We start from the raw sequence: 22,070 nt of genomic DNA, 5'->3' as shown, positions 1-22,070 counted from the left end.
TCGTTTCAGCGGACCAGATGTTCAGCCCATAGGTACCCGGCACTGGCGCTGACCCATTGGCGGGATTTCCAGATGAACCCGTCAGGGCCCAGCCAATAGAGGTTGGTTACGGTCAGGCCGGGCGTGATGCAGGTTTCTTCGATACGAACCGTGTCATGGGTGCGGTCGAAGATGGTGATGCGTTCTGGGGTATTGCCGGTGCGCTGGCACTGAAAGCTTTGAAATTCCGTCTGAAATTCACCGTCCAGATAGCTGTGCAGCTTCAGGTAATATCCAGTTTGGTCACCCCGCAGCATCGACAGTGTCCCGGATATATCTGCTGTCATCAGGTCGCGCCCCAATCCACGGCTGGCCACCAGAAGCCCGCTCTGGAACGACAGCGAGGCCTGATCGCCCGACGACCAGGTGCGCACGCCCGTATTCTGCGCGGATGGCTCAAGTGTTGCTGCAACTTTCAACTCGGGCAGTTCAGCAAGCAAGGTGGGACGTCCAAGCGCGTCCAGTTGCGTGCGGCTGAGCACATCCCGCGGGTCTACAGGTTGCGCCGCGCACCCCATCAAGGCCAGCAAACCGATCAGACGGATCACCGCCAGAACCGCCCCCAATTGACCTGAAGGTCATGCCCACGCACCCCGCGTACAGTGTCGTAAAGCCGCCCGGCCACATCCAGACGCGCGCCGCCATCGCGTTGGACGGGGCGCAGCACGGTGGTGAAGTCATCGCGGGTGGGGGAACCCGAAAGCCAATCAATCGGGATCGTTACAATGATGCCCTTGTCAAACGACCCTTCGCCAAAATCCTCGGCCGAGACATTGGTAAGCGTGGCAAAGGCCCCGATGCGCCAGCCGTTCTTGAACTCGCGATGCAGGGTGAAGGTGGCGCCCCAATCACCGGCAAGATATCGGCCCGCGTCGATCTGCGTGTGAAACCCGTTCTGCATCTGCCAATAGCCCGACAGATGACCGGTGGCGACACTGTAATCCTGAAAGCCGAACAACTGGTTGAAATCGCGCTGGCGCACATAGTTCAACTCGGCCCCCACCGCAAACCGCGACTTCAGCGGAAACCACAGCAACTCTGCGGAAAGGCCGCCGAACATCGGCTCCAGATAACCGCCCGTGATCCGACCGAACAGATCGCCAGCTGGCTGATAATAATAGGCACCCGTAAGCTCGGTGATCGCGGGGCTGCCTTCGGCATCATAGAGCGCCCCATCGCTGCGCACGCGCGGTAGGGTCGAATCCGAAGGCCTGTCAGAATCGTCCAGATTGCCCAGCAAGGGCTGGCGCAGGATGCCGCGCAGGATCACGCCACGGGCCGGTTCGACCCGGGTCGAGGCCTGAACGCCGAAATCTGCCCGCACCGGCTCGTCAGGATCGAAGAGGGCCGGTTGGATATAGGGTGAGATGCGGTTGTCCCACACCGGGTAGGCAGCGCGCGGTCCGGCAATGGCCTGATCCTGCTCTTCGATGCGCGCGCGCGCATAGCTGGACCAGCTGTTGTCCAGCTCATGTTCCAGCTGTTCCATATCCCGCCGTTGGATTGTGACCTTGGTCGGGGTCAGGCCCTTGACAACCAGTGCAATTTCGAACTGTTCGATATGGGCAGGCAGGGTGCGGCTCATCGCCCGGGCGGTGCGCCCGATGTCCTGCCCCGTCCGGGTGCGCGAGGTGCCCTGTACGCCGACCGCCGCGATGTCGCCCTGCGTTTCAAGGCTTTGCAGCCGCAGCCCTTCTTGCTGCAACGCCGCTGCCAAACGACGCCGACTGTCGGCAGGGGTGCCTGAGGGCATTTGGTTGACCCCGCGCACCAAGACTGGTGGCGGTGCATTACCGCGCAGCCCTGCGGCGGGTGGGTCTTTGGGGTTCAACGCAAAACTCAGGTTCACGCCGACTTCCGAGCCATAGAGATAGGTCAGCGACAGATGAATGTCGGGACGAATGCGATACTGCGCGGCAAAATTGAACGAGGATTTGCGGTCAAACGCCGTGCCGTCCTCCTGCGGGTAGGCATCGGGCGAGAACTCGGCCTGCAGCTTCCACCGGTCGCCGACCTGCCATTCGATCCCGCCAAACAGGGCGGCCGGACCGCGAAACCAGTTTTGCGATTGCAACGTGCCACCCTCATCGCCTTCACGGCCGGGTCGGTTGTCCATCCGGCTGCCAAAGATATAAGACAGCGGGTTCTGAAAAGACCCTACCCCCGCGAGTCGACCCCAGCCAATGCCACCTGTCAGGCGCAGGTTGGGGCGCATGGTCTTTGAGGCTACGATATATTCCGACTGGTAGATCCCGGTGCCCAGAAAATCGTTCAGCCCGATGGCCATGGCCGGGCGGCGGCTGGACTCGTCCAGAAACCTTTAATGGATTGAGAAACTGCGATCGAAGATCTCATCCTGCACAGCGGCGCCTGGTGTATTGCCGCGCACATCGCGCAGCGCCGAATAGCGCAGGCTTCCCGACAGGCGCGGGGTGACCTGAAAAGTCAACGTCGTGCGCGTGGTGTTTCTGAAATGGCTGAAGTTCAGCGCCAGTTCCGCGTCCGGGCGGCTGTGGGCCGAGGGAAGCTCGACCAGCCCCGGATAACCATAGGTGTTATAGGTGGTCTGGATCTGAGGTTCTGCCATGGTCAGGGTCGGTGCAACCAATGCCAAAAGACCGACAAAAAGACGGCTGCGTCTAATGGCCCGGGTTCCGAAGAAGCGGCGCAAATTGCCCCAGTTTACGCAGGTTCTTTGCCAACAATGTGCCAGCGCCCCCAGCCTGGTTGGCGCGCAACGCACGATAGTCTTCGCGCGCCTTTGTCAGCAGTCCAGCGCCCAGATGGGTACTGACACCGCCATGGCGCATCTTGACCAAGACCCGTGGCACGTAACCCAGTTTGATCTCGCCGGCCCCGATCCAGCGCAACATCGCGTCATAATCCCCGGCAATCCGGTACGCGCTGTCATATGCGCCAAAGCGTTCGATAACACTACGGCGCACGTAAAGCGTAGGGTGCGGTGGCATCCAACCCCAGCTGAGACGCCTGCGTGAGAACGGTCCTGCGCGCCAACCTGACACGACAGGGGTTCAAGACTTTTTGCCCCACACGCTGGGAAACGGCGCGGGTCGGTCGCAAGCTCAGAACCAAGACGCAACCGCTTTTCCCAGGCTACCTCTTTGTCAGCTTTACGCCGCAGTCAGCGCGCTGGCAGGTGATCAACAACACGCGCGGCGTCAATCGGCTGATAACCGATGCACGGTTGAACCCTGCGCCCATTCCTCCCGATTTCATGACAGCGTTAAGGGCACGCTGTGATGCAGAGGGTGTCTTGCAACCCGATCAGGGGCTGGCTCCGGGTGACACGGTGCGGATTTTCTCGGGCCCGTTTTCGGGGGAACTGTCCCGGATCGAAAAGCTGGATCAGCACCAGAGATTGCAAGTGCTGATCCAGATACTGGGCCGCGCTGTACGCGCAACGGTTTCGCGAGACGTGGTCGAGCGAGTTTCGCGGCCGGAACCCGCCTGATCCATCGTTCAGAGGGTTTGCAGACCCATATTTCCGATGTCGCTGGCCCAAAGACGAAGCCTTTCCACATGACCCATCATCCCGGGCCCAAGGATCAGATCTTGCGACCCAAGCACCGGGATGCCACTCACCGCAGCTGAAGACCCGTCGGCCAGAGCGACCTCTGAAGAGGTGTGGCGCGACGCGAATACAAACGGTTCGTGGTGGGAAAAACCCACACTGCCGGGGGCGGAACTTACGGTGGTTCCGGTGCCGCCAGCCAAATGCAAAACCTCTTTCCGACCGTCTGCCGCCACGTCGTATTCCAGCCCCTCGGTGAGCCCATCAGACCAGTCGAGCAACACAGCGCGACCCGGAACCGCGGCCCGATCAAGCGCCCCTTCCAACGCAATCGACACCGCTTGTGACACGCCGCTATCGGGTAGAGACGCCGATTTCAGGGTTATGCTTTCAGCCGCACGTGTCTGTGCACTTGCCTGCGTTGGGATAAAGGATGACGGTGCCCCGCCGTGTTCCAGCTGGGCACCCCAGATATAGGTAAATCCGGGCTGTGCAGAGGATGTGTTCAGATCCTCCTCGGAGTTGTAGATTTCGAACGCCGAAATCGCCGAGCGCGTGGCCTGCACCGTGATGGCACAGCGATACCAACCATTGCCAAGCGCCTCCATCGCGGCCGTGTGCACCGAGTTTACCGTTCCGGTGACCCCTGCGCTCAGGTTGAAATAGCTGTCTTTGGCAAAACCATGCGTGCGTTCGCGCAGAAAGATGAATTCGCGGTCACCGGCTTTGGCGTAGACCGAAAAGGTCAGGACATCCCCATCCAGATAAGCAACCGATTGCTGCACGGCTCCATCAAAGGTATCCGCTGTACTGGTCAGCCGGGATGCAGTGCCGGTGCCATCAGGGGCTAGGGCATCATTGGGCGTGACCGAGGCGCGTGATCGCGACCAGACCGGCGCATCAAAGCCCGAGGCGTGTAGCAGCAGATTTGTGCGCGCCTCGGATTCCAACAAAAGACCGGCGCTCTGCCAGGTTCCGCCCGTCAGGCGATGGTCAAACCGAGGTTCACCGGGTACGGCCTGGCTTAAAAGGCCCGAGGAATTCACATAGGTCGCTGTTGAGCCGCGCGCAAAGTCAAAGGCATCGTGAAAGGAAACTGGCCCACCGGTACCCCGATAGGCCGAGGATGAGAAATCCGCGACGACATCCGGCACCATCCCGTTGACGCCATACGCGGCAAACGGGTCACGCAGCGGCGCGGTGCGCCCGCTGAACGCGAACCGTCCGCTTTGAAACCGTGATCCTGTCACCATATGTCACCCGACCAAAAGCGTTACAGGGACGTCATTGCCCGCGATCCACAGGCGCTCGCCCGATTTGATCTGCATGGCCTGCGACCGGCCCGGTTGAACCGGATGGCCTTGCGAGACGTCAAGCGCGGGCACAGCATCGTCGGTTGTGATCTCAAAATGGATTGTGTCACCGCCCACATTGCTCAGCAATATGTCTTCGTCAGCGGTCGCGGTGTGACGGTTGGATGCGATCCATCCTGCAGCGGTCTTGTAAGCAGTTGATGGCATGGGAAACTCCTGTGGTTAGACCGCGCCACCATAGGGGCAGAGCCCGCGTCGTTGCCCGCGCGGCAAAATAACCTTGTGTTAAGGCGCTGCGATCTTTGCCGATTGCTCCTGAATGGCTGACAAGATAGGGGTCTGTTCCATGATACCCGGATGGCTCAAAACCTTGATCTTGCGCCCTGCATCGAATGCAGCAGAGCCGGGCGTAATTGCACCGGATCAACGCTTTATCGCGGTTGGTGATATCCATGGTCGGATGGATCTTTTGCAGTCGTTGCTGGACCGGGTGGACCCCGATTGCCCATTGGTATTTCTGGGGGATTACGTTGATCGCGGTCCCCACAGCGCGCATGTGTTGCGTCATCTCTATAAGCTTGAACAGAACGACAATCGTCCGGTGACGTGTTTGCTGGGGAACCATGAAGAGATGTTGCTGCGTTTTGTTGATGAGCCAAAACGGAATGCGCAGTTATGGATGCTGAACGGTGGCTTGCAGACGATTGCATCCTTCGGCCTGGGAGACCTGGACGGGGCTGCCATCGGCCGAGATGCTGAAGGTGCCGCAACCCGGTTGCGCGAAGCCATGGGCGACGCGCTGCTGGACTGGCTGCGGGCGCGTCCTCTGACCTGGACAAGCGGCAATGTCACAGCTGTCCACGCCGCGCTTGATCCCAATCGCGCAGTAACCCGGCAACAGCGCCAGACCTGTCTTTGGGGACACCCGGAGTTTCCGAAAACGGTGCGGCAAGACGGGCACTGGGTTCTGCGCGGCCATGTAATCGTTGATAAGCCCGACGCGTCAAACGGGGTGATTTCGATCGACACAGGCGCGGTTTTTACCGGTCGCCTGACAGCAGCAGACATCTCGTCCAAAGGTGTTCATTACATTTCGACCAGCTGACCGCGTGAGCTTGTGACAAAATTCCGATCATAGCAGGAGTCCGCGTTCTCCGAATATTAGAAAAATCGCATGTTTTTGGGTAACCCACTGTTAAGGTTAACCAATAATTTACCAATGTCCCGTGACCCTTGCCCAAAGATTCGCGCTGTTTTCCGGCGCACAAGGACGCAAGGGGACAGGAATGTTGGATTACGAGCTCACATCGACGCGTATCGGACAAGAGGCTACTTTCTATCGACCGCTGCGGCCGGGGCCGTCGCCTGTATTCTTGGTGGCAAAGCGCGGATTTGACCTGTGGTTTTCGGTGATGTTATTGCCTTTGCTTTGCGTTACTTCGGTCATGCTGCTGCTGCTGAACCCGTTTTTCAATTCTGGCCCGGTATTTTTTGTTCAAATCCGAATGGGGCGCCACTGTCGGCCGTTTCTTGCGTACAAGTTCCGATCGATGAGCCCCAGGCAGCGGGCTTCACGCGGGCCGTTTGATCCACTGGAAGCGGACCGCATTCCAGCGCTGGGGGGGTTTATCCGTCGCAGCCGGTTGGATGAATTACCGCAAGTCCTCAACGTGATTAAAGGCGAGATGAGCCTGATCGGTCCGCGCCCAGATTATGTGGGGCATGCGCGACACTATAACCGCACCATGCCAGGATATCCGCCGCCTATCGTTCCAGCATTACTTCCCTGAGAATCCGAAAGGCGGATTGGTGACCGCCTTGTCGTATCGAGTGCCTGTGCAAGATCTGATCCAGCGCGATGCGCGAACCGGCCTGGATGTGTTGATGGGCGAGCGCAGCGCCGACAGCGCGGCTGATCTGTTTTCATCGCCCGAATTCCACGCGCTGTTTGAAGACCTGCGGCATCGCTATGATCATATCGTCATCGATTGCCCACCGGTTCTGGTGGTGCCCGACGCTCGCGTCATCGGACAATCTGCCGACGCCATCCTGCTGACCGTTACCGCCTCTGACACAAACCGGTCCCTGGTCGAAAACGCGCTGCGTGAGTTTTCAAGCGTGAACCTGCAGGTGACGGGGTTGGTAATGTCGCGTGTCAGCGCGACCAAAGGTGCCAAAACCGATCTGGTCTATGGCACCTATGGTCAATACTACGATACGGTCTGAGCGTTAGCCGACAATCATTTGCTTCATCCGCAGCGCTTCGTATTCCAGCTCTTTCAGACGGAATTGCACCACATCTCCGATGGTAATAACGCCTTTCAGATGTCCGTCGGACATCACTGGCATATGGCGAAAGCGTCCCTCGGTCATGGTTTTCAGAACTGCATTCAGGCTGTCTTCGGGCGCGCAGGTCTGAACCTCGCGGGTCATCAGTTCTTCGACAGACTGAGGCAGGGTCTGACCGGGCGTATCGGCCATGCGACGCACGATGTCACGCTCGGACAAGATGCCCTGTAGCGCACCGTTCTGATCAGTCACAACAACAGCACCGATACGTTTGTCGCGCAGCAGGTTCACCACCGAATGGATCGTGTCATTGGGCCGTACCGCAAACACCGCATCCCCTTTGCCTTCCAGCAACTTGGCTACTGTCGTATTGGAATGCGACAGGTTGGATTCAACCGACTGACTGCGGGTGGGTGCAGCGGGCTTGTCGCCGCGTGTCGGGGGCTGGTAAGAGCTTGGGGCCATGGGCGGTCTCCTCCTTTACCGGAAATGGCGGGTTCCTCTACCTTAGCGTGAAGATGGGCCCTGTATAGGGTAGAATCTTGCAAGGTGGCGCATCAGAAGGAAACGCGAAGACGTGAGCCAACTCTATCTGACCCCAACCTTTGCTGTTGTGATCTTTATCGGTGTGGTCATTTGCGGCCACAACTTTCGCATGCTGTGGAAGCATCAGCCCGAAGGCTGGCAAAAGCGCGCTTGGCTCTTTGGTGTCCCGGCGGGTATCGGCCTTATGGCCTTGGCCTTTCTGCCGATGAAGATCTGAGGTCGTTTGACTCTGCCAAAGCCCGCTGGCATATGCCGGGCACCACGTCCCGCAGGAGGTCAAACATGCGTATCTTGTCAGCACTGGCTGGGGTTTTTCTGGTCACCGGCTGCTGGTTCGACAAAGAACCCGACGTTGTTCGGCTGTCTGGCGAAACCATGGGGACGACCTTCAATATTGTCGCAATCGGGGAAGACCTGGATCAGGATGCATTGGCCGCTGATGTGCAGGCCACGTTGGATCGGGTCAATGGCAAGATGTCGAACTGGGATCCCAATTCCGAAGTTTCGACATTCTCGGCCTCAAGCAGCACCGATCCTGTGCAGGTCTCGGACGAATTCGCGCTTGTGCTGGCTGCAGCGAATGAGGTGCACAGCAAATCCGGGGGCACTTTTGATGTTACCTTGGGGCCACTGATCGAGCTTTGGGGGTTTGGCCCGCGCAAACCCGAAGACCCGGTGCCCAGCGATGCCGACATTCAAGCTGCGCTGGATGCGGTCGGGCAAGATCGGCTGCTGACCCTGGACAGTCAGGCCGGGACACTTGCCAAGTCCGCTGCTGGCGTCGGCATCAACTTGTCAGCCATCGCCAAGGGCTATGGGATCGATGCGGTTGCGGCCACGTTGGCTGATGCGGGGATCGAGGATTATATGGTTGAGATCGGCGGCGACCTTGTGGCCAAAGGCGAAAACGACAAGGGCGAAAGCTGGCGTATCGGGGTCGAGAAACCGGAAACCGGAACACAGGCGATCCAACTGGTTGTGCCCTTGAATGATCTCGGCATGGCAACCTCGGGCGACTACAAGAATTTCTTTGTGCAGGATGGCATTCGCTATTCCCATATCATTGACGCCACCACCGGGCGTCCGATCACCCATCACACGACCTCGGTCACTGTTCTGGCCGAAAACGCGATGATGGCCGATGCCTGGGCGACAACCATGTTGGCCCTGGGCCAGGAGCGGGGGCTGGACCTGGCCGAGCAGCATAAACTTGCCGTGTTTTTCATCTCGCGGGATGTGACAAATGGCGAAGATGCCTATATCACCGTCCAAAGCAGCGCTTTCAAAGACGTGCTGGACACCAACTGACCGCTAGGAGCCGTTATGAGCACCTTTATTCTCGCCTTCTTCCTGCTGTTGATCGTCATGGTCGGTATGGCGCTGGGTGTGATGTTGATGGGCAAGACCATCAAAGGCAGCTGCGGTGGCCTGAACGCAATCTCGGGCGCGGATAAATGCGTTGTGTGTCAGAAGGACGTCGACCCGAACAGCCCTCTGCGCGATCAGTTGCAGTGCAAGCGCGCCAAAAAGATGCTGCAACGGATGGAAGGCTAGGATAACCCTCTTGGCATGAGCAAAGCCAAGAATATTCTCTTCATCATGTTCGATCAGTTGCGCTGGGACTACCTCAGTTGCAACGGCCACCCGCATCTTCACACCCCCAATATCGACCGGCTGGCATCAATGGGCGTGCGCTTTACCCGCGCCTATATCCAATCGCCAATCTGCGGCAGCTCGCGCATGTCCACCTATACCGGGCGCTATGTGCATTCGCATGGGGCGTCCTGGAACGGCATTCCGCTGAAAGTTGGCGAGATGACGATGGGCGATCACCTGCGCAAGGCGGGCATGGGCTGTTGGCTGGTGGGCAAGACCCATATGGTCGCGGATGCCGAGGGGATGGAACGTTTGGGGCTTGAGCCCGACAGCCTGATCGGCGCGCGCGTGGCGGAATGCGGGTTTGACGTGTTCGAGCGCGATGACGGGATGCGCCCCGAAGGCCCCAATGGTTTCTATGACCCCAATGGTGCCAAAATCTACAACGCCTATCTGAACGACAAAGGCTATGAGGGTGACAATCCCTGGCACGATTTTGCGAATTCCGGTCTGGATGAGGACAGCAATGTCCTGTCGGGCTGGTTTCTCAAGAACTCCTCTGAGGCCGCCAATATCGCTGAGGAAGACAGCGAAACGCCCTACCTCACGACCCGCGGCATGGAGTTCATGGAAAGCCAGTCCGGCCCGTGGTGCTGTCACCTGAGCTATATCAAACCGCATTGGCCGTATATCGTGCCGGAACCCTATGCCTCGATGTATGGGCCAGAACACGTGTTGCCTGTTGTCCGGTCACAGGCCGAGCATGAGAACGCCCACCCCGTTCTGCGCGCCTTCATGGACACGAAAATCGGCAAAACCTTTTCGCGTCAGGATGTTCGAGAGGCGGTGATTCCGGCCTATATGGGCCTGATCAAGCAGGCAGATGACCAGATGGGCAGGCTTTTTGACTGGATGGAGCAAACCGGCCGGATGAAGGACACGATGATTGTCCTGACCTCGGATCACGGGGATTTCTTGGGCGATCACTGGATGGGCGAAAAGACCTTTTTCCACGACACATCCACCAAAGTTCCGCTGATCATTTACGACCCATCCCCGGACGCGGACGCAACCCGTGGCTCCACCTGTGACGCGCTGGTCGAATCCATCGATCTGGCGCCGACCTTCGTCGATGTGGCCGGTGCGCAGGTTCCAGACCATATTCTTGAAGGGTACTCTCTGCTGCCGATCTTGCGCGGGCAAGCCAAGGGAACCCCGCGTGAGGTGGCGATCTGCGAATATGACTACTCGGCCTCGCCCATCGCGACGATGCTGAACGCTTCGGTGCGCGATGCAGTGATGTTCATGGTGGCCGACAAACGCTGGAAACTGATCCATTGCGAAGGCGACTATCGGCCCGTGCTGTTTGATCTTGAGAATGATCCCGATGAACTGGTCGATCTCGGCGATAGTGCTGAGCATGCAGATGTGATTGCACAGATGTATGATCACCTGTTCGCCTGGGCTCGCCGCCCTTCACAGCGGACAACAAGATCTGCAGAGCAGCTTATGGAACGGCGCACCAAAAGCAGTGGCACAGGTGTGGTGATCGGTATCTATGATGAAAACGACACGCCGCTTGAGCTGACGGTGAAATATCGCAACCGAAAGGCGCGCCCGTACCAAGAAATCAGAGGCAAGACAGAATAAATCAGGGCAAGACCCTGAATGCCAGTTCACCCTTGGTCACCCAGAGGGTAGAAGATCGGCGCAGAGCAGCAGACGGAGACCCTCATGACCGCCCCCAAACCCGTAGTCTTGTGCATTCTCGATGGTTGGGGATTGTCTGACGACACGCAAGCCAACGCCCCGGCGCTGGCCAAAACGCCTACATTTGACGCGATCATGGCAAAAGGGCCGTCGTCACAGCTGATCACCCATGGCCCGGATGTTGGGCTGCCTACCGGTCAGATGGGCAATTCCGAAGTTGGGCACACCAATATCGGTGCGGGTCGTGTGGTGGCGATGGATCTGGGGCAGATCGATCTGGCAATCGAGGACGGGTCATTCTTTGTCAACGCGGCTTTGCAGGATTTCATTGCCAAGGTGAAAGCCGCAGGTGGTACGGCGCATCTGATGGGTTTGGTCTCGGACGGTGGGGTGCACGGTCATCTGACCCATATCGTGGCTGCCGCAAAGGCCATTACTGATGCTGGCGTGCCCGTGGCCCTGCACGCGGTGACAGACGGCCGGGATGTGGCGCCTAAATCGGCTGATGGGTTCATTGCCCAGCTGGAAAAGCTTCTGCCGGAAAGCGCTCGTGTTGTGACGGTATGCGGGCGATACTATGCGATGGATCGGGACAATCGCTGGGAACGGGTGTCTCAGGCCTATGAGGCGATGATCAAGGGGCAGGGGCGTACAGCGCCCACAGCTTTGGCGGCGATCAAACAGGCCTATGACCAGTCGGAAACCGATGAATTTGTCGTTCCAACCGTCCTTGATGGCTTTGGCGGCGTCAAAAACGGCGATGGGTTCTTTTGCCTGAACTTCCGCGCCGACCGGGCGCGTGAGATTTTGCGAGCCATTGCCGAGCCGGGTTTTGCCGATTTCGACACCGGCCCGCGCCCGAACCTGTCGGCTTTGTTGGGCATGGTCGAATACTCGGATGGTCATAACGCCTATATGACCACCGTTTTTCCAAAACGCGCGATTGTGAACACTTTGGGGGAATGGGTGGCCAAGCAGGGCCTGCGCCAGTTCCGTCTGGCTGAGACCGAGAAATACCCCCATGTCACGTTCTTCCTGAATGGTGGCAAGGAAACACCCGAACCGCGCGAGGACCGTTTCATGCCGAAATCGCCGAATGTGGCAACCTATGATCTAAAGCCGGAAATGTCTGCTCCTGAGGTGACAGAGAAATTTGTCGCAGCCATCAAGGGCGGCTATGACCTGATCGTCACCAACTATGCCAATCCAGATATGGTCGGTCACACGGGTGATTTGCAGGCTGCGATAAAAGCCTGTGAGGCGGTGGATAAGGGGCTGGCGCAGGTTGTTGCCGCATTGGAAGAGGTCGGCGGCGCGATGATTGTTACCGCAGACCATGGCAATTGCGAGGTAATGGTTGATCCAGAAACCGGCGGCCCGCACACAGCGCATACGCTGAACCCGGTACCGGTGGCATTGGTTGGCGGCCCTCAGGGCACCACATTGCGGCAGGGGCGGTTGTCTGATCTTGCGCCCACGCTACTGGATCTGATGGAACTGCCCAAACCGCCAGAAATGACCGGAGAAAGCCTTTTGTCATGAGGCTTGTCACGCTTGTCGTTGCCTGTGCTGTCCTCGCCGGGACCGCGTCGGCGCAAACCAGCCCGGCGGATGCGGCTTTGGCGGCGGCGCAGCAGTTGGAAAAGGCGTCTGTGTCCTTGTCTCAGGCCGACACGGCGCGTGACCGTGTTCGCGCGCTGACGGAAACTGTGCAAGCCTATGAGGCCGGTCTTGCGGCCATGCGCGAGGGGTTGCGCGGGGCGTCGCTGCGCGAGGCGCAACTGGTGGCCGAGCTGCGCGCCAGTGAGGCCGAAGTGGCGCAGTTGCTAGGCGTGTTGCAAACGATTGAGACCACAGCGCCACCGATCCTGATGCTGCATCCGTCGGGGCCCCTGGGCGCGGCGCGCACGGGTATGATCTTGTCGGATGTCACCCCAGCGTTGAACGCAAGGGCGCAGGACTTGTCCGCTGATCTGCAAGAGGTTCAGACCCTGCGCAAGTTGCAGGAAAACGCGCAAGCGACACTGACCGAGGGTCTGACCGGCGTGCAGGACGCCCGCACCAAGCTGAGCGAGGCAATTGCCGAACGCACCGACCTGCCGCGCCGCTTTGTCGAAGACCCAGTGCGTACCGCGATCCTGATCTCTTCAACCGAAACGCTGGACGGCTTCGCCAGCGGGCTGTCCGAGATTTCGGATGGTGAGATCATCGCCAGCAATGCCGACATCTCTTACCTCAAGGGGCGGCTTGAGCTGCCGGCCCAAGGGGTGATTCTGCACCGCGCCGGTGAAACGGATGCCGCTGGCGTGACCCGCCCCGGTCTAGTTCTGGGGACACGACCCCGCGCGCTTGTGACAGCGCCCACCGCTGCAACGATCCGCTATCGCGGGCCGCTTCTCGACCTGGGAAACTTGATCATGCTCGAACCGCAACCCGGTCTTCTCTTTGTTTTTTCTGGTTTGCAGGATGTCTATGGCGAGCCCGGGCAGGTCATTCCAGAGGGCACTCCGGTGGGACTGATGCCGGGGGAAACGCCTGAAATTGGCGCTATTATGTCAACAAGCGGTGAAGGCACTGGAACTGATCGCTCAGAAACGCTCTATATAGAGGTAAGACAAGAGAACAGCCCCGTGGATCCGGAAGCGTGGTTTCGGACGAACAAGGATGGATAAACGAGTATGAAGAATTTTCTGATGGCCGGATTGGCCGGAACCGTGGCAGGTGTGATCGCAACAACGCAGGTCGCAGGCCCACTGTTGGCGCAAGAGGCCGAAAGCAAGGCCAGCGTCTATGAGCAACTGGATCTGTTTGGTGATATTTTCGAACGCATTCGCGCGCAATATGTGGAAGAGGTCGAGACCGAAGACCTGATCGAAGCGGCGATTGACGGGATGCTCACGTCGCTCGATCCGCATTCCAGCTATCTTTCGCCCGATGACGCGGAACAGATGCGGGTGCAGACCCGCGGCGAATTTGGCGGGCTTGGCATCGAGGTCACTCAGGAAGAGGGGTTTGTAAAAGTTGTGTCGCCCATCGACGATACGCCAGCCGATGCGGCGGGGATCGAAGCGGGCGATTTCATCACCCATGTGGATGGCGAAAGCATTCTGGGCCTGACGCTGGACAAGGCCGTTGATCTGATGCGTGGCCCGGTTGGCTCCGAGATTGTGATCACCGTGGTCCGCGAGGGCGAACAAGACCCGTTTGACGTGACGCTGATCCGCGACACCATCAAGCTGACCGCTGTGCGGGCCCGGACCGAAGGCACCAGCGTTGTGCTGCGGGTGACCACATTCAACGACCAGACCTATCCCAACCTCGAAGCCGGGTTGCAAAAGCAAATCGAAGAGGCCGGTGGTATCGAAAATATCAACGGCATCGTTCTGGATCTGCGCAACAACCCCGGCGGCTTGTTGACCCAGGCGATCAAAGTGTCGGACGCGTTCCTGGACGAAGGTGAGATCGTCTCGACCCGTGGCCGCAACCCCGCCGAAGGCGAGCGGTTCAACGCGACGCTGGGCGATCTGGCAGATGGCAAACCCATCGTGGTGTTGATCAATGGCGGTTCGGCCTCGGCGTCGGAAATTGTGGCCGGTGCTCTGCAAGACCACAATCGGGCCATCGTTGTGGGTACAAAAAGCTTTGGCAAAGGCTCGGTCCAGACCGTGATGCCGCTGCGGGGTGACGGTGCGATGCGCCTGACGACGTCGCGCTACTACACGCCGTCTGGTCGCTCGATTCAGGCGCTGGGTGTCAGCCCGGACATCATCGTCGAACAACCGCGTCCTGCACCTGAAACCGAAGAAGAGGAAGCCTCGAACACACGCACGCGGTCAGAGGCCGATCTGCGCGGCAGTCTGAACAATGACAGTCTCAGCGAAGACGAAATCCGTCAAATCGAAGAGGACCGCGCCAAGGCCGAAGCCACGGCAGAGCTGCGCGAAGAGGATTATCAACTGGCCTATGCCATCGATATCCTGAAAGGCTTGTCCGCCTTCCGGCCAAACGGGCCGTCTCAGTAAACCAGATCAGGGCCGCAGCAGATGCGGCCCTTTTTCCCTGCCGGTCAGCCTTCGACCTTGTGCAGTTTCTTCTCATCCAGCAACAGCGCCAGAACAAGCCCGAACGACACCGAGACTGTGGCGAAGACAAAGGCCATGTTCATTCCGCTGTCAAAGGCGTTAGCGATTGCGGTCTGAACTTTTTCGGCCTCAGTAGAACTGAGTTTTTGCATGATCGCCTTGGCCGTATCGGTGGTCAAAGTGCCCCCATTGATCGCCTTTTGATCTGCAAGAGACAGATCAATACCAAATGCCTTGAGCTGCTTGCCAAGACTGTTCAAGCTGCTGACATACATGACCGCTGTGGCGCAGGCGACGGAAATGGCGCCATAGACCAGATGGGTCATGAAACTCAGCCCGCCAACCAGGCCTGCGCGTTCCGGTTTAACGGCACATACTGCCGCTGTGCCTGACGGACCCACGGTCAGAGTTGCCCCAAGGCCGATCAAAGCCATCCCCGGCAAGATTTGGAAATAGCCCAGGCCGTCAGGCATCAACACAATACTCGCCGAGCCCAAAGTGGCGCTGAGATATCCCCAGAACAACAGCCGTTTGGGACCGAAATCGTTGTATAATGTCCCCGAAACCACAGATCCGACCGCCAGCAACACGGTCAAAGGGGCCAATCCCAGAGCGGATTCAAAGGTCGACCAGCCCAGCACCTTTTGCATGTATTGCGGGAAATACAGCAAGCCGACGAAGGCCGCGGACACGTTGAACATGTTCAGCCCCAGCGTGATCAGAAACTCCCGGTTCTGCATCAGCTGCGGCAAAAGTAGAGGTTCGGGCACCTTTTTTTCGATCCTTGGGAACATGAAAAAGAGAACGCCGCTGGCAAAGAAAAGCAGCAGCAATGGGACCGAGGTCCACCCCCAATCTGCACCGATGTCGAGCCCATAGAGCAACAGAAGGACCGCGAAGGACAGGATTGCCATTCCGGCAAAGTCGATCCGCTCACCTTGTTTGTGCTGGGTTTCCTTTTCCATCACGAAAATCGCGGTGGCCATCGAGATCGCTGAAAACACAACATTGGCCAGAAAGAACAGCCGCCATTCGCCCAAGGTGACAGCCGCGCCACTGATCATCGGTCCAAAGACGTTCCCGGTGGTCACCCCGGCCAGGATCATCCCCATGATCAGAGCCCGATGTTCGGGTTTCGAGACTTTGGTGGCCCCAAACGCCAATGTGCAAGGCCAAACGCAGCCTGCACCAATCCCCTGAAGGGCCCGCGCGACAATCAGATAGTCCAAACCGGGCGCGACAAAACACATGATCGACGAGAACAGAAAGATCGACAGTCCGATAATCATCATCTTCCGATGCCCGAACATGTCGCCCATCCGTCCTCCGGCAACCATCGTCATGGCAAAGAACAAGGCATAGATGTTCAGAACCCACTGGGTTCCCGTGATGTCCGAGTCAAAACTGTTTTCAATCGCCGGAACCAGCATCAAGGCGCCAGTAAAGTCGATGCCAATGCCAAAACCCGTCACCATGAGGGCGATGAGCATTACGATGCTTTTGCGTTCCATAGGTCCACCCGGATTGAACGTGATGTCCTATTGATGCACGGAAACGTGTCAATAAGACATATAAAACCCGGATTTGCCGGTAATTCAGCTGCCGGACACGTGCAGGCGGCGGACCACTCGTTTCAGCAAATCCACTTCGGCTCGCAGCAGGGACAGCTCTGCCAGCAGGCTGTCGTCGGCGGGCTGGCCTGCGATGATGGTGATGTCGCCTAGCTTTTCATGTGTGGCCGCGTTTTGGATAAGGATCGTGTGAACCCCGTCCGATAACGTTTCAGTCGGCACGGTTAGTTGCAAAACCCACTCGGCACCGTCTTGCGTTAGTTCGAAATCGGTCAGGGTTTTGCCGCAATACAGAATTTCGACTTCTGGGGGAGCATCGCTTGTGAGACGACCTTCCCAAACGCCGTTATTCAGCCGGATTGGAGTCAGAATGGGATGGGTCATGCTTTGGCCCTCTTACAAATCGGCTCGGTGGTGGCGGCAAAAGGTCATATCGCGCAAGATCACCCGATTCATGGCGGGGTGTTCCAGGATGATATCCAACCAGAGTTTTTCGATCCGCCGTTCGTTCAGATCCAGATGCGCCAGATCGAAGTCGATTGAGGCTTCTGTCTTGGACAGATCAAGTTCCCGCAGAACATGGTCGGTATTGGGACCGTGCTGCACATTGAGCCTGGCAAAGATACAGCAAGGCCGTTCGGTTTCGGTCAGCATGTCCAATCGAATGAGATGCTGTTGGGTCAGCTGGTTCGCGGCCTCGGCTGGCAACTCAACGGCAAGAGACAGAAACGACCCTTCAAAGGCAAAAACTTCGATTGCAAGGCTGAACGGGGCAAGGTCTTTGTCACTTCGGTTCCGGATCTGTCGCAGCGCGATCTCACGCAGCTCACAGTCATGGAACAGGGTGGACTGACCATCGATTGGTGCGCGGCGCGGGGCCGAAGCAATACCCTGGGAATTCAGCGGCAATCGCCAAAGATCCGGTCTCCATGACCAATCCGACCCCAAGGGTTTGGAAAATCGCGTCGATCCGATCTCGGGCTGAACCAACCGCCCGTCTGCGTTCCGGATCAGCCGTTCAACAGCAGTTTTGATCTGGCGCGCTTCGTCCCGTTGTCGCCGCAGGTCGGGCAGGGGTGTCAGATCGGCATTGCGATCCAGACGCGTCCAGCGCGCCAGCGCTTTGCGGTGAAGATAGCGATCCAGAAGTTTTCCCATTGCGCCTGATCCAATTTTCAGCCCTGTTTAGCTATTTTTACGCAAAGGGGTAGCCCGAGACTGCGCGTCAGGTGGTAAAAATTTCCTGAATTCTCGCGGGGCATGAGAAAATCGAGGTCTGGGTCTGTTCCAGTTCTTGTAAAGGCGCGGGGTGCGCCTTAAGTTCCGCTGTCCGGCGTGTATCATTTCCTATACAAGCGTTTTCCAATAAGAAGGCAGGGCATGGAACCCACCCTATTCTCGTTCATCTGGAAATATTCCAAGAAACAGCAGCTGGTGCTGCTGGTCCTGACAGTATTGTCGTTCCCGTTTCTCTACGCTTCGCTGGAACTGCCCAAGCAAATCATCAACGACGCCATCGGCGCGCCCTCGAACGAGGTGTCATTGTTTGGCTATTCGGTTTCGCAGGTACAGTACCTGTTGATCCTGTGTTTTGCCTTCCTGGCCACTGTGATTGCCAGCGGCCTGATGAAGATGCGTATCAACACGATGAAAGGCGTCTTGGCCGAGCGGATGCTGCGGCGGTTGCGCTATACGCTGATCAGCCGGTCCATGCGCTTCCCGAAATCCTATTTTGCATCGACCAGCCAGGGTGAGCTGGTCTCGATGATTACGTCAGAGGCCGAGCCGATGGGCGGCCTGATGGGCGATGCCATTGCGCAGCCGGTGTTCCAGTTCGGTCAGATGATGACCATTGTGACGTTCCTGTTCATGCAAAGCGTCTGGTTTGGTCTGGCCAGTATCGCGCTGATCCCGCTTCAGGCCTGGTTGATCCCCAAATTGCAACGCCAGATCAACTTTTTGAACAAAGAGCGTATTCAGGAAGTACGCCATCTGAGTTCCGAGATTGGCGAAAGCGCTGCGGGGATCAGTGATCTGCGCACCAACGGCGGGTGGCGTTACCGTCTGGCGCAGTTCAGCCACAGGCTGGGCACCTTGTTCGAGATCCGCTTCAAGATCTACAACAAGAAGTTCTTCATGAAGTTCCTCAACAATCTGATCACTCAGATGACGCCGTTTCTGTTCTATTCGGTCGGTGGTTATCTGGCGATCAAGGGTGAGGTAACGGTCGGGGCTTTGGTCGCGGCGCTAGGGGCTTACAAAGATCTGAGCGGTCCTTGGAAGGACCTTCTGACCTACTACAACCAGGTGCAGGACATGTCGCTGCGCTGGGAGGTGGTGACCGAGCGGTTTGCCCCTTCGAATATGATCCGCGAGGAGCTTTTTGAAGGTGAGCCCGAAACCATTCCACGCCTGACTGGCGATATCGAGTTGCGGAACGTCACCGTGCGCGATGATGACGGGAAGACCATTCTTGAAGATATCGACCTTACGATTCCCCAAGGCGCGCGGGTTGCGATCCAATCGACCCATGCCTCGGAACGCTCGGCCCTGGCGCAATTGCTGACCCGAGAAGTTTTGCCCGCGCAGGGAGAGGTGATCATGGCAGGCCATGATCTGAACGATATGCACCAAAAAGTCATCGCGGCGCGGATCGGCTATGCCTATTCCCGCCCTTATCTGTTTGACGGCACGCTGGGTGACAACTTGATGATGCCGCTCAGAACCCACCCGCATCCTTCGAAGGAACTGTCAGTTCCATCGCAGCGACAGATCGAAGCGGTGCGGTCGGGGAATTCTTCCGATCTGCTCGATACCGATTGGATTGACCCCGGACTGGCGGGGTTGGACGACACTGACGGTATTCGCGACTGGTGGTTCCAACTGGTCGAGGCGATGGGGATTGACGAGTTTATGTTCCGCCGCACTTTGCGGTCGCAGTTCGATCCCAAGCTGCACCCGGTTCTGGCCCAAGAAATCGTCAATTTAAGGGACGTTGTCGCAGATCGTTTGCGTGAAAAGGGCCTAGATGAATATGTCTATCGGTTTGATCCCGATCGGTTCAACCCGGCCGTACCCCTGGGCGGAAACCTTCTCTTCTCGGCCCCGTCGCGCCGAATTTCGGCTGACAATCTTGTTGAGGATGGCCGTTTCCTGTCGATGCTCAAGGATCACGACCTTGACGATGATGCTTTGGTGATCGCGACAGCAGTTCTGGACACGCTGCGCCAGACCTTTGGACGTGATGGTGCCGATCACCCGCTCTTCCTGCGTCTTGGCTTGTCCAAGGATATGTACCATCGCTTGCTGGATATCGAGGAAGAACGCATCTCGAAAGGCGCCGATGCGATCAGTGAAAGAGACCGGGCGCTTTTGCTTGCGGTTCCGTTCATGCTGACCGCTGAACAGGTTGGCCCAAGTTTTCCGGATGAATACAAGGACAAGATCCTTGCGATCCGCCAAAGCCAGGCGGAACAGCTGCGTGCAGCGTTGGGAGACATGTTCACTCCGGTCTCTCCCGATGTGTATCTGCCGCGGCTGACCGCGATGGAGAACGCGCTTTACGGGCGGGTGTCGTTAACCGCGGGTGCCAGAGCAGACGAAATCGAGGACGTCGTGGCCGAGGTATTGAACGAAGCCGGATTGCGCCGTCGGGCAGCAGCGATCATCTTTGATTTGCCCTCAGGTCTTGGTGGGAACAACCTGCCGACCGTATTCCAGGAACGCGCGGCCTTTTCGCGTGCCAGTATCAAACGCCCAGATATTTTGATCCTCGACAAAGCGCTGGCCAGTCACGATTCCGAAAGCCGTTTGCGGACACGTTTGAAACTGCGGGAATTGCTGCCGGATTCGATCATGATCTTTATGGAAGATCATTTTGCCCATCCCGAAGCTTACGATCTGTTTATCGAAATCAAAGATGGTCGAATCGACGGTGTGTCTCGCACGTCGGCCGAGTCCGACGACAGACCGTCCGATGATCTGAGCCGCAAGCTAAAGATCATATCCACCACCGAGCTGTTTTCACGACTCGACGGTCGCAACCAACGACTGTTGGCCTTTTCGGCGCAATGGTATGAGGCCAGCGCTGGCCAAACGATTTTCGCGCGAGGAGAGTCGCCGGACGCCGCGTATCTGTGTATTTCCGGCAAGGCGACATTGTACATGGACACTCGTGACGGTGCGCCGCAAGCGATTTCCGTTATCGAACCGGGTCGGCTGATCGGAGATCTTGCAATCATAACCGGCGATGCACGACAATTGGATCTTGTCGCAAGCGAACCATGTGTATTCCTGCGGATCGGAGCCGAGGAATTGCGCGCGGTGATCGAAAGCGACGCAACTGTTGCCGTACAGTTGCTGGAACGGGTCGCAGGCCATTTGACATCTGTTGCAGAACGGCTGCGAGATTCAAATGCTCTGTTGCATCCACACCCAGACACAGTCGAGCAACACAATGCGAGTTGAAGGGCCTCAGTCCTATGTCGCTCATGAAGAATTGGTCGCCGATGCGCGCCGCTATCCGCAAATATGGCGGTTGGTGGTCGGCGTGTTGGTGGTGGGTGCCTTTACCATACTGGCGAATTTCGCCTTGTTTTCGGTTGTCGCAAATCAGGGCCCTCCGACTTGGGTTGACGGTTTTCTGAACGGGCTTTTCCCTGTCGCTGTGCTCGTGATTTTGGCGAGCTTTGTGTTCGTTATCATGGGGGTGGCTCTGGCCGCACGTCTGTTGCAGCGTCGAGCGTTGCGGTCGATCATCGGGCCTTCTTCAAGGGCAATGCGCCAATTCGTAAAAGTGCTTGTGGCATTGCTGACGCTGCAAGTGATCCTGCTATTGCTGCCGCCCTACGGGTTCGGAGCACCTTTGGTGCCCAATCTGGCCTTTGGTCAGTGGGTGTTGTTGCTGCCTCTGGGGCTGGTAGCGATCCTGATCCAGACCAGTGCCGAAGAAATCCTGTTTCGAGGCTATCTTCAGCAAAGCCTTGCGGCGCGGTTCCGATCGCCCTGGATCTGGATGCTGGTGCCTTCGGTCCTGTTCGGGTTTGGCCATTACACGCCCTCCGTGGCCGGTGGAAACGCGATGATCGTCGCAGTATGGGCCATGATCTTCGGTCTGATCACAGCGGACCTAACCGCACGCGCCGGCACACTTGGGCCCGCGATAGCCTTGCATTTCTTCAACAACTGCTGGGTCATCCTGGGCACCTCGATGCCAGATATGCTCAGTGGCTTGGCGCTGTACCACTGGCCGTTCGACTCTGCTGATACAGCAAGACTCAGGCCCTGGCTTTACGTCGATTTCGCGATCATGATCGTTAGTTGGCTAACCGTCCGGCTTGCCATCAGGCGTTGATTGCATTTCTGACCCCAGGGTCTTATTTGACGTCAAAAC

21 protein-coding genes and 1 pseudogene are annotated in these 22,070 nt (G+C 57.9%); 13 read left to right on the top strand and 9 right to left on the bottom strand.

What is annotated here, in order from left to right:
• Window positions 1–5 precede the first annotated feature (5 nt).
• From GOW40_RS06105 to GOW40_RS06090, 3 genes and pseudogenes are all read right to left on the bottom strand, one after another.
• A complete protein-coding gene (locus GOW40_RS06105) occupies window positions 6–587 on the bottom strand; it encodes a YjbF family lipoprotein (protein WP_171132776.1) in 582 nt (193 codons plus the stop codon).
• Window positions 584–2,626: pseudogene (locus GOW40_RS06100) on the bottom strand (YjbH domain-containing protein). Before GOW40_RS06100 ends, GOW40_RS06105 begins: the two are co-directional and overlap by 4 nt.
• A 52-nt stretch (window positions 2,627–2,678) precedes the next feature.
• Entirely contained in the window at window positions 2,679–3,008 is a 330-nt protein-coding gene (locus tag GOW40_RS06090) for a hypothetical protein (RefSeq protein ID WP_171132773.1), read from the bottom strand.
• Between the two features lie 23 nt (window positions 3,009–3,031).
• Here GOW40_RS06090 and GOW40_RS06085 point away from each other — a divergent pair, with 23 nt between their 5' ends.
• Window positions 3,032–3,511, top strand: coding sequence for a transcription termination/antitermination NusG family protein (locus tag GOW40_RS06085; RefSeq protein ID WP_171132772.1), 480 nt, complete (start codon window positions 3,032–3,034; stop codon window positions 3,509–3,511).
• Between the two features lie 8 nt (window positions 3,512–3,519).
• Here the strand turns inward: GOW40_RS06085 and GOW40_RS06080 are convergent, their stop codons facing one another.
• Window positions 3,520–4,821, bottom strand: coding sequence for a hypothetical protein (locus GOW40_RS06080; protein WP_171132771.1), 1,302 nt, complete (start codon window positions 4,819–4,821; stop codon window positions 3,520–3,522).
• A gap of 6 nt (window positions 4,822–4,827) precedes the next feature.
• Window positions 4,828–5,091 carry a hypothetical protein gene (locus tag GOW40_RS06075; protein WP_171101949.1) on the bottom strand — a complete coding sequence of 88 codons (264 nt, stop codon included), beginning with the start codon at window positions 5,089–5,091 and terminating at the stop codon, window positions 4,828–4,830.
• A gap of 112 nt (window positions 5,092–5,203) precedes the next feature.
• On the opposite strand from GOW40_RS06075, the gene GOW40_RS06070 reads away from it, so the two are divergent.
• From GOW40_RS06070 to GOW40_RS06060, 3 genes are all read left to right on the top strand, one after another.
• On the top strand, window positions 5,204–5,989 hold the full coding sequence (locus GOW40_RS06070) for a metallophosphoesterase family protein (protein WP_254444330.1): 786 nt from the start codon (window positions 5,204–5,206) through the stop codon (window positions 5,987–5,989).
• Between the two features lie 181 nt (window positions 5,990–6,170).
• A complete protein-coding gene (locus GOW40_RS06065) occupies window positions 6,171–6,674 on the top strand; it encodes a sugar transferase (RefSeq protein WP_171132769.1) in 504 nt (167 codons plus the stop codon).
• A gap of 19 nt (window positions 6,675–6,693) precedes the next feature.
• Complete coding sequence (locus tag GOW40_RS06060; RefSeq protein WP_171132768.1) at window positions 6,694–7,110, top strand: hypothetical protein; 417 nt, start codon at window positions 6,694–6,696, stop codon at window positions 7,108–7,110.
• A gap of 3 nt (window positions 7,111–7,113) precedes the next feature.
• Here GOW40_RS06060 and GOW40_RS06055 read toward each other — a convergent pair whose 3' ends face one another.
• A complete protein-coding gene (locus GOW40_RS06055) occupies window positions 7,114–7,638 on the bottom strand; it encodes a CBS domain-containing protein (protein WP_171101953.1) in 525 nt (174 codons plus the stop codon).
• 112 nt (window positions 7,639–7,750) lie between these two features.
• On the opposite strand from GOW40_RS06055, the gene GOW40_RS06050 reads away from it, so the two are divergent.
• The 7 genes from GOW40_RS06050 (at window position 7,751) to GOW40_RS06020 (ending at window position 15,047) form a co-directional block, all read left to right on the top strand.
• Window positions 7,751–7,936, top strand: coding sequence for a hypothetical protein (locus GOW40_RS06050; protein ID WP_171101930.1), 186 nt, complete (start codon window positions 7,751–7,753; stop codon window positions 7,934–7,936).
• Window positions 7,937–8,001: 65 nt separating this feature from the next.
• The gene (locus tag GOW40_RS06045; RefSeq protein WP_171132767.1) at window positions 8,002–9,027 is read left to right on the top strand and encodes an FAD:protein FMN transferase; all 1,026 of its coding nucleotides are present in this window, start codon (window positions 8,002–8,004) and stop codon (window positions 9,025–9,027) included.
• 15 nt (window positions 9,028–9,042) lie between these two features.
• The gene (gene nqrM / locus GOW40_RS06040) at window positions 9,043–9,273 is read left to right on the top strand and encodes a (Na+)-NQR maturation NqrM (protein WP_171101955.1); all 231 of its coding nucleotides are present in this window, start codon (window positions 9,043–9,045) and stop codon (window positions 9,271–9,273) included.
• Between the two features lie 15 nt (window positions 9,274–9,288).
• The gene (locus GOW40_RS06035; RefSeq protein ID WP_171132766.1) at window positions 9,289–10,965 is read left to right on the top strand and encodes a sulfatase-like hydrolase/transferase; all 1,677 of its coding nucleotides are present in this window, start codon (window positions 9,289–9,291) and stop codon (window positions 10,963–10,965) included.
• Window positions 10,966–11,049: 84 nt separating this feature from the next.
• Window positions 11,050–12,567: a 2,3-bisphosphoglycerate-independent phosphoglycerate mutase gene (gene gpmI / locus GOW40_RS06030; RefSeq protein ID WP_171132765.1), complete on the top strand. Its 1,518-nt coding sequence runs from the start codon at window positions 11,050–11,052 to the stop codon at window positions 12,565–12,567.
• On the top strand, window positions 12,564–13,697 hold the full coding sequence (locus tag GOW40_RS06025) for a murein hydrolase activator EnvC (RefSeq protein WP_171132764.1): 1,134 nt from the start codon (window positions 12,564–12,566) through the stop codon (window positions 13,695–13,697). Before gpmI ends, GOW40_RS06025 begins: the two co-directional genes overlap by 4 nt.
• 6 nt (window positions 13,698–13,703) lie before the next feature.
• A complete protein-coding gene (locus GOW40_RS06020) occupies window positions 13,704–15,047 on the top strand; it encodes a S41 family peptidase (protein WP_171101959.1) in 1,344 nt (447 codons plus the stop codon).
• Between the two features lie 44 nt (window positions 15,048–15,091).
• On the opposite strand, the gene GOW40_RS06015 is transcribed toward GOW40_RS06020, so the two are convergent.
• From GOW40_RS06015 to GOW40_RS06005, 3 genes are all read right to left on the bottom strand, one after another.
• On the bottom strand, window positions 15,092–16,618 hold the full coding sequence (locus tag GOW40_RS06015; RefSeq protein WP_171136659.1) for an MFS transporter: 1,527 nt from the start codon (window positions 16,616–16,618) through the stop codon (window positions 15,092–15,094).
• Window positions 16,619–16,702: 84 nt separating this feature from the next.
• Window positions 16,703–17,062 carry a hypothetical protein gene (locus GOW40_RS06010; RefSeq protein ID WP_171132762.1) on the bottom strand — a complete coding sequence of 120 codons (360 nt, stop codon included), beginning with the start codon at window positions 17,060–17,062 and terminating at the stop codon, window positions 16,703–16,705.
• 12 nt (window positions 17,063–17,074) lie between these two features.
• A complete protein-coding gene (locus GOW40_RS06005) occupies window positions 17,075–17,836 on the bottom strand; it encodes a DUF6478 family protein (protein ID WP_171132761.1) in 762 nt (253 codons plus the stop codon).
• 222 nt (window positions 17,837–18,058) lie between these two features.
• Here GOW40_RS06005 and GOW40_RS06000 point away from each other — a divergent pair, with 222 nt between their 5' ends.
• Entirely contained in the window at window positions 18,059–21,145 is a 3,087-nt protein-coding gene (locus GOW40_RS06000; RefSeq protein ID WP_171132760.1) for an ABC transporter transmembrane domain-containing protein, read from the top strand.
• Window positions 21,135–22,031 (top strand): CPBP family intramembrane glutamic endopeptidase, encoded by an 897-nt coding sequence (locus GOW40_RS05995; RefSeq protein ID WP_171132759.1) that lies wholly within the window; start codon window positions 21,135–21,137, stop codon window positions 22,029–22,031. Before GOW40_RS06000 ends, GOW40_RS05995 begins: the two co-directional genes overlap by 11 nt.
• The last annotated feature ends 39 nt before the right edge of the window (window positions 22,032–22,070 follow it).

This window comes from Ruegeria sp. HKCCA6707, assembly GCF_013033515.1.
Taxonomy (GTDB): domain Bacteria; phylum Pseudomonadota; class Alphaproteobacteria; order Rhodobacterales; family Rhodobacteraceae; genus Ruegeria.
This window is presented reverse-complemented; position numbering and strand designations above follow the sequence as displayed.

What these genes read in the sequence shown, in the direction of transcription:
- GOW40_RS06000 (WP_171132760.1), top strand. Translation starts at nt 18,059, where the DNA reads ATGGAACCCACCCTATTCTCGTTCATCTGGAAATATTCCAAGAAACAG.
- gpmI (WP_171132765.1), top strand. Translation starts at nt 11,050, where the DNA reads ATGACCGCCCCCAAACCCGTAGTCTTGTGCATTCTCGATGGTTGGGGA.
- GOW40_RS06015 (WP_171136659.1), bottom strand. Translation starts at nt 16,618, where the DNA reads ATGGAACGCAAAAGCATCGTAATGCTCATCGCCCTCATGGTGACGGGT.
- GOW40_RS06055 (WP_171101953.1), bottom strand. Translation starts at nt 7,638, where the DNA reads ATGGCCCCAAGCTCTTACCAGCCCCCGACACGCGGCGACAAGCCCGCT.
- GOW40_RS06065 (WP_171132769.1), top strand. Translation starts at nt 6,171, where the DNA reads ATGTTGGATTACGAGCTCACATCGACGCGTATCGGACAAGAGGCTACT.
- GOW40_RS06005 (WP_171132761.1), bottom strand. Translation starts at nt 17,836, where the DNA reads ATGGGAAAACTTCTGGATCGCTATCTTCACCGCAAAGCGCTGGCGCGC.
- GOW40_RS06070 (WP_254444330.1), top strand. Translation starts at nt 5,204, where the DNA reads ATGGCTGACAAGATAGGGGTCTGTTCCATGATACCCGGATGGCTCAAA.
- GOW40_RS06010 (WP_171132762.1), bottom strand. Translation starts at nt 17,062, where the DNA reads ATGACCCATCCCATTCTGACTCCAATCCGGCTGAATAACGGCGTTTGG.
- nqrM (WP_171101955.1), top strand. Translation starts at nt 9,043, where the DNA reads ATGAGCACCTTTATTCTCGCCTTCTTCCTGCTGTTGATCGTCATGGTC.
- GOW40_RS06025 (WP_171132764.1), top strand. Translation starts at nt 12,564, where the DNA reads ATGAGGCTTGTCACGCTTGTCGTTGCCTGTGCTGTCCTCGCCGGGACC.
- GOW40_RS06035 (WP_171132766.1), top strand. Translation starts at nt 9,289, where the DNA reads ATGAGCAAAGCCAAGAATATTCTCTTCATCATGTTCGATCAGTTGCGC.
- GOW40_RS06090 (WP_171132773.1), bottom strand. Translation starts at nt 3,008, where the DNA reads ATGCCACCGCACCCTACGCTTTACGTGCGCCGTAGTGTTATCGAACGC.
- GOW40_RS05995 (WP_171132759.1), top strand. Translation starts at nt 21,135, where the DNA reads ATGCGAGTTGAAGGGCCTCAGTCCTATGTCGCTCATGAAGAATTGGTC.
- GOW40_RS06075 (WP_171101949.1), bottom strand. Translation starts at nt 5,091, where the DNA reads ATGCCATCAACTGCTTACAAGACCGCTGCAGGATGGATCGCATCCAAC.
- GOW40_RS06020 (WP_171101959.1), top strand. Translation starts at nt 13,704, where the DNA reads ATGAAGAATTTTCTGATGGCCGGATTGGCCGGAACCGTGGCAGGTGTG.
- GOW40_RS06045 (WP_171132767.1), top strand. Translation starts at nt 8,002, where the DNA reads ATGCGTATCTTGTCAGCACTGGCTGGGGTTTTTCTGGTCACCGGCTGC.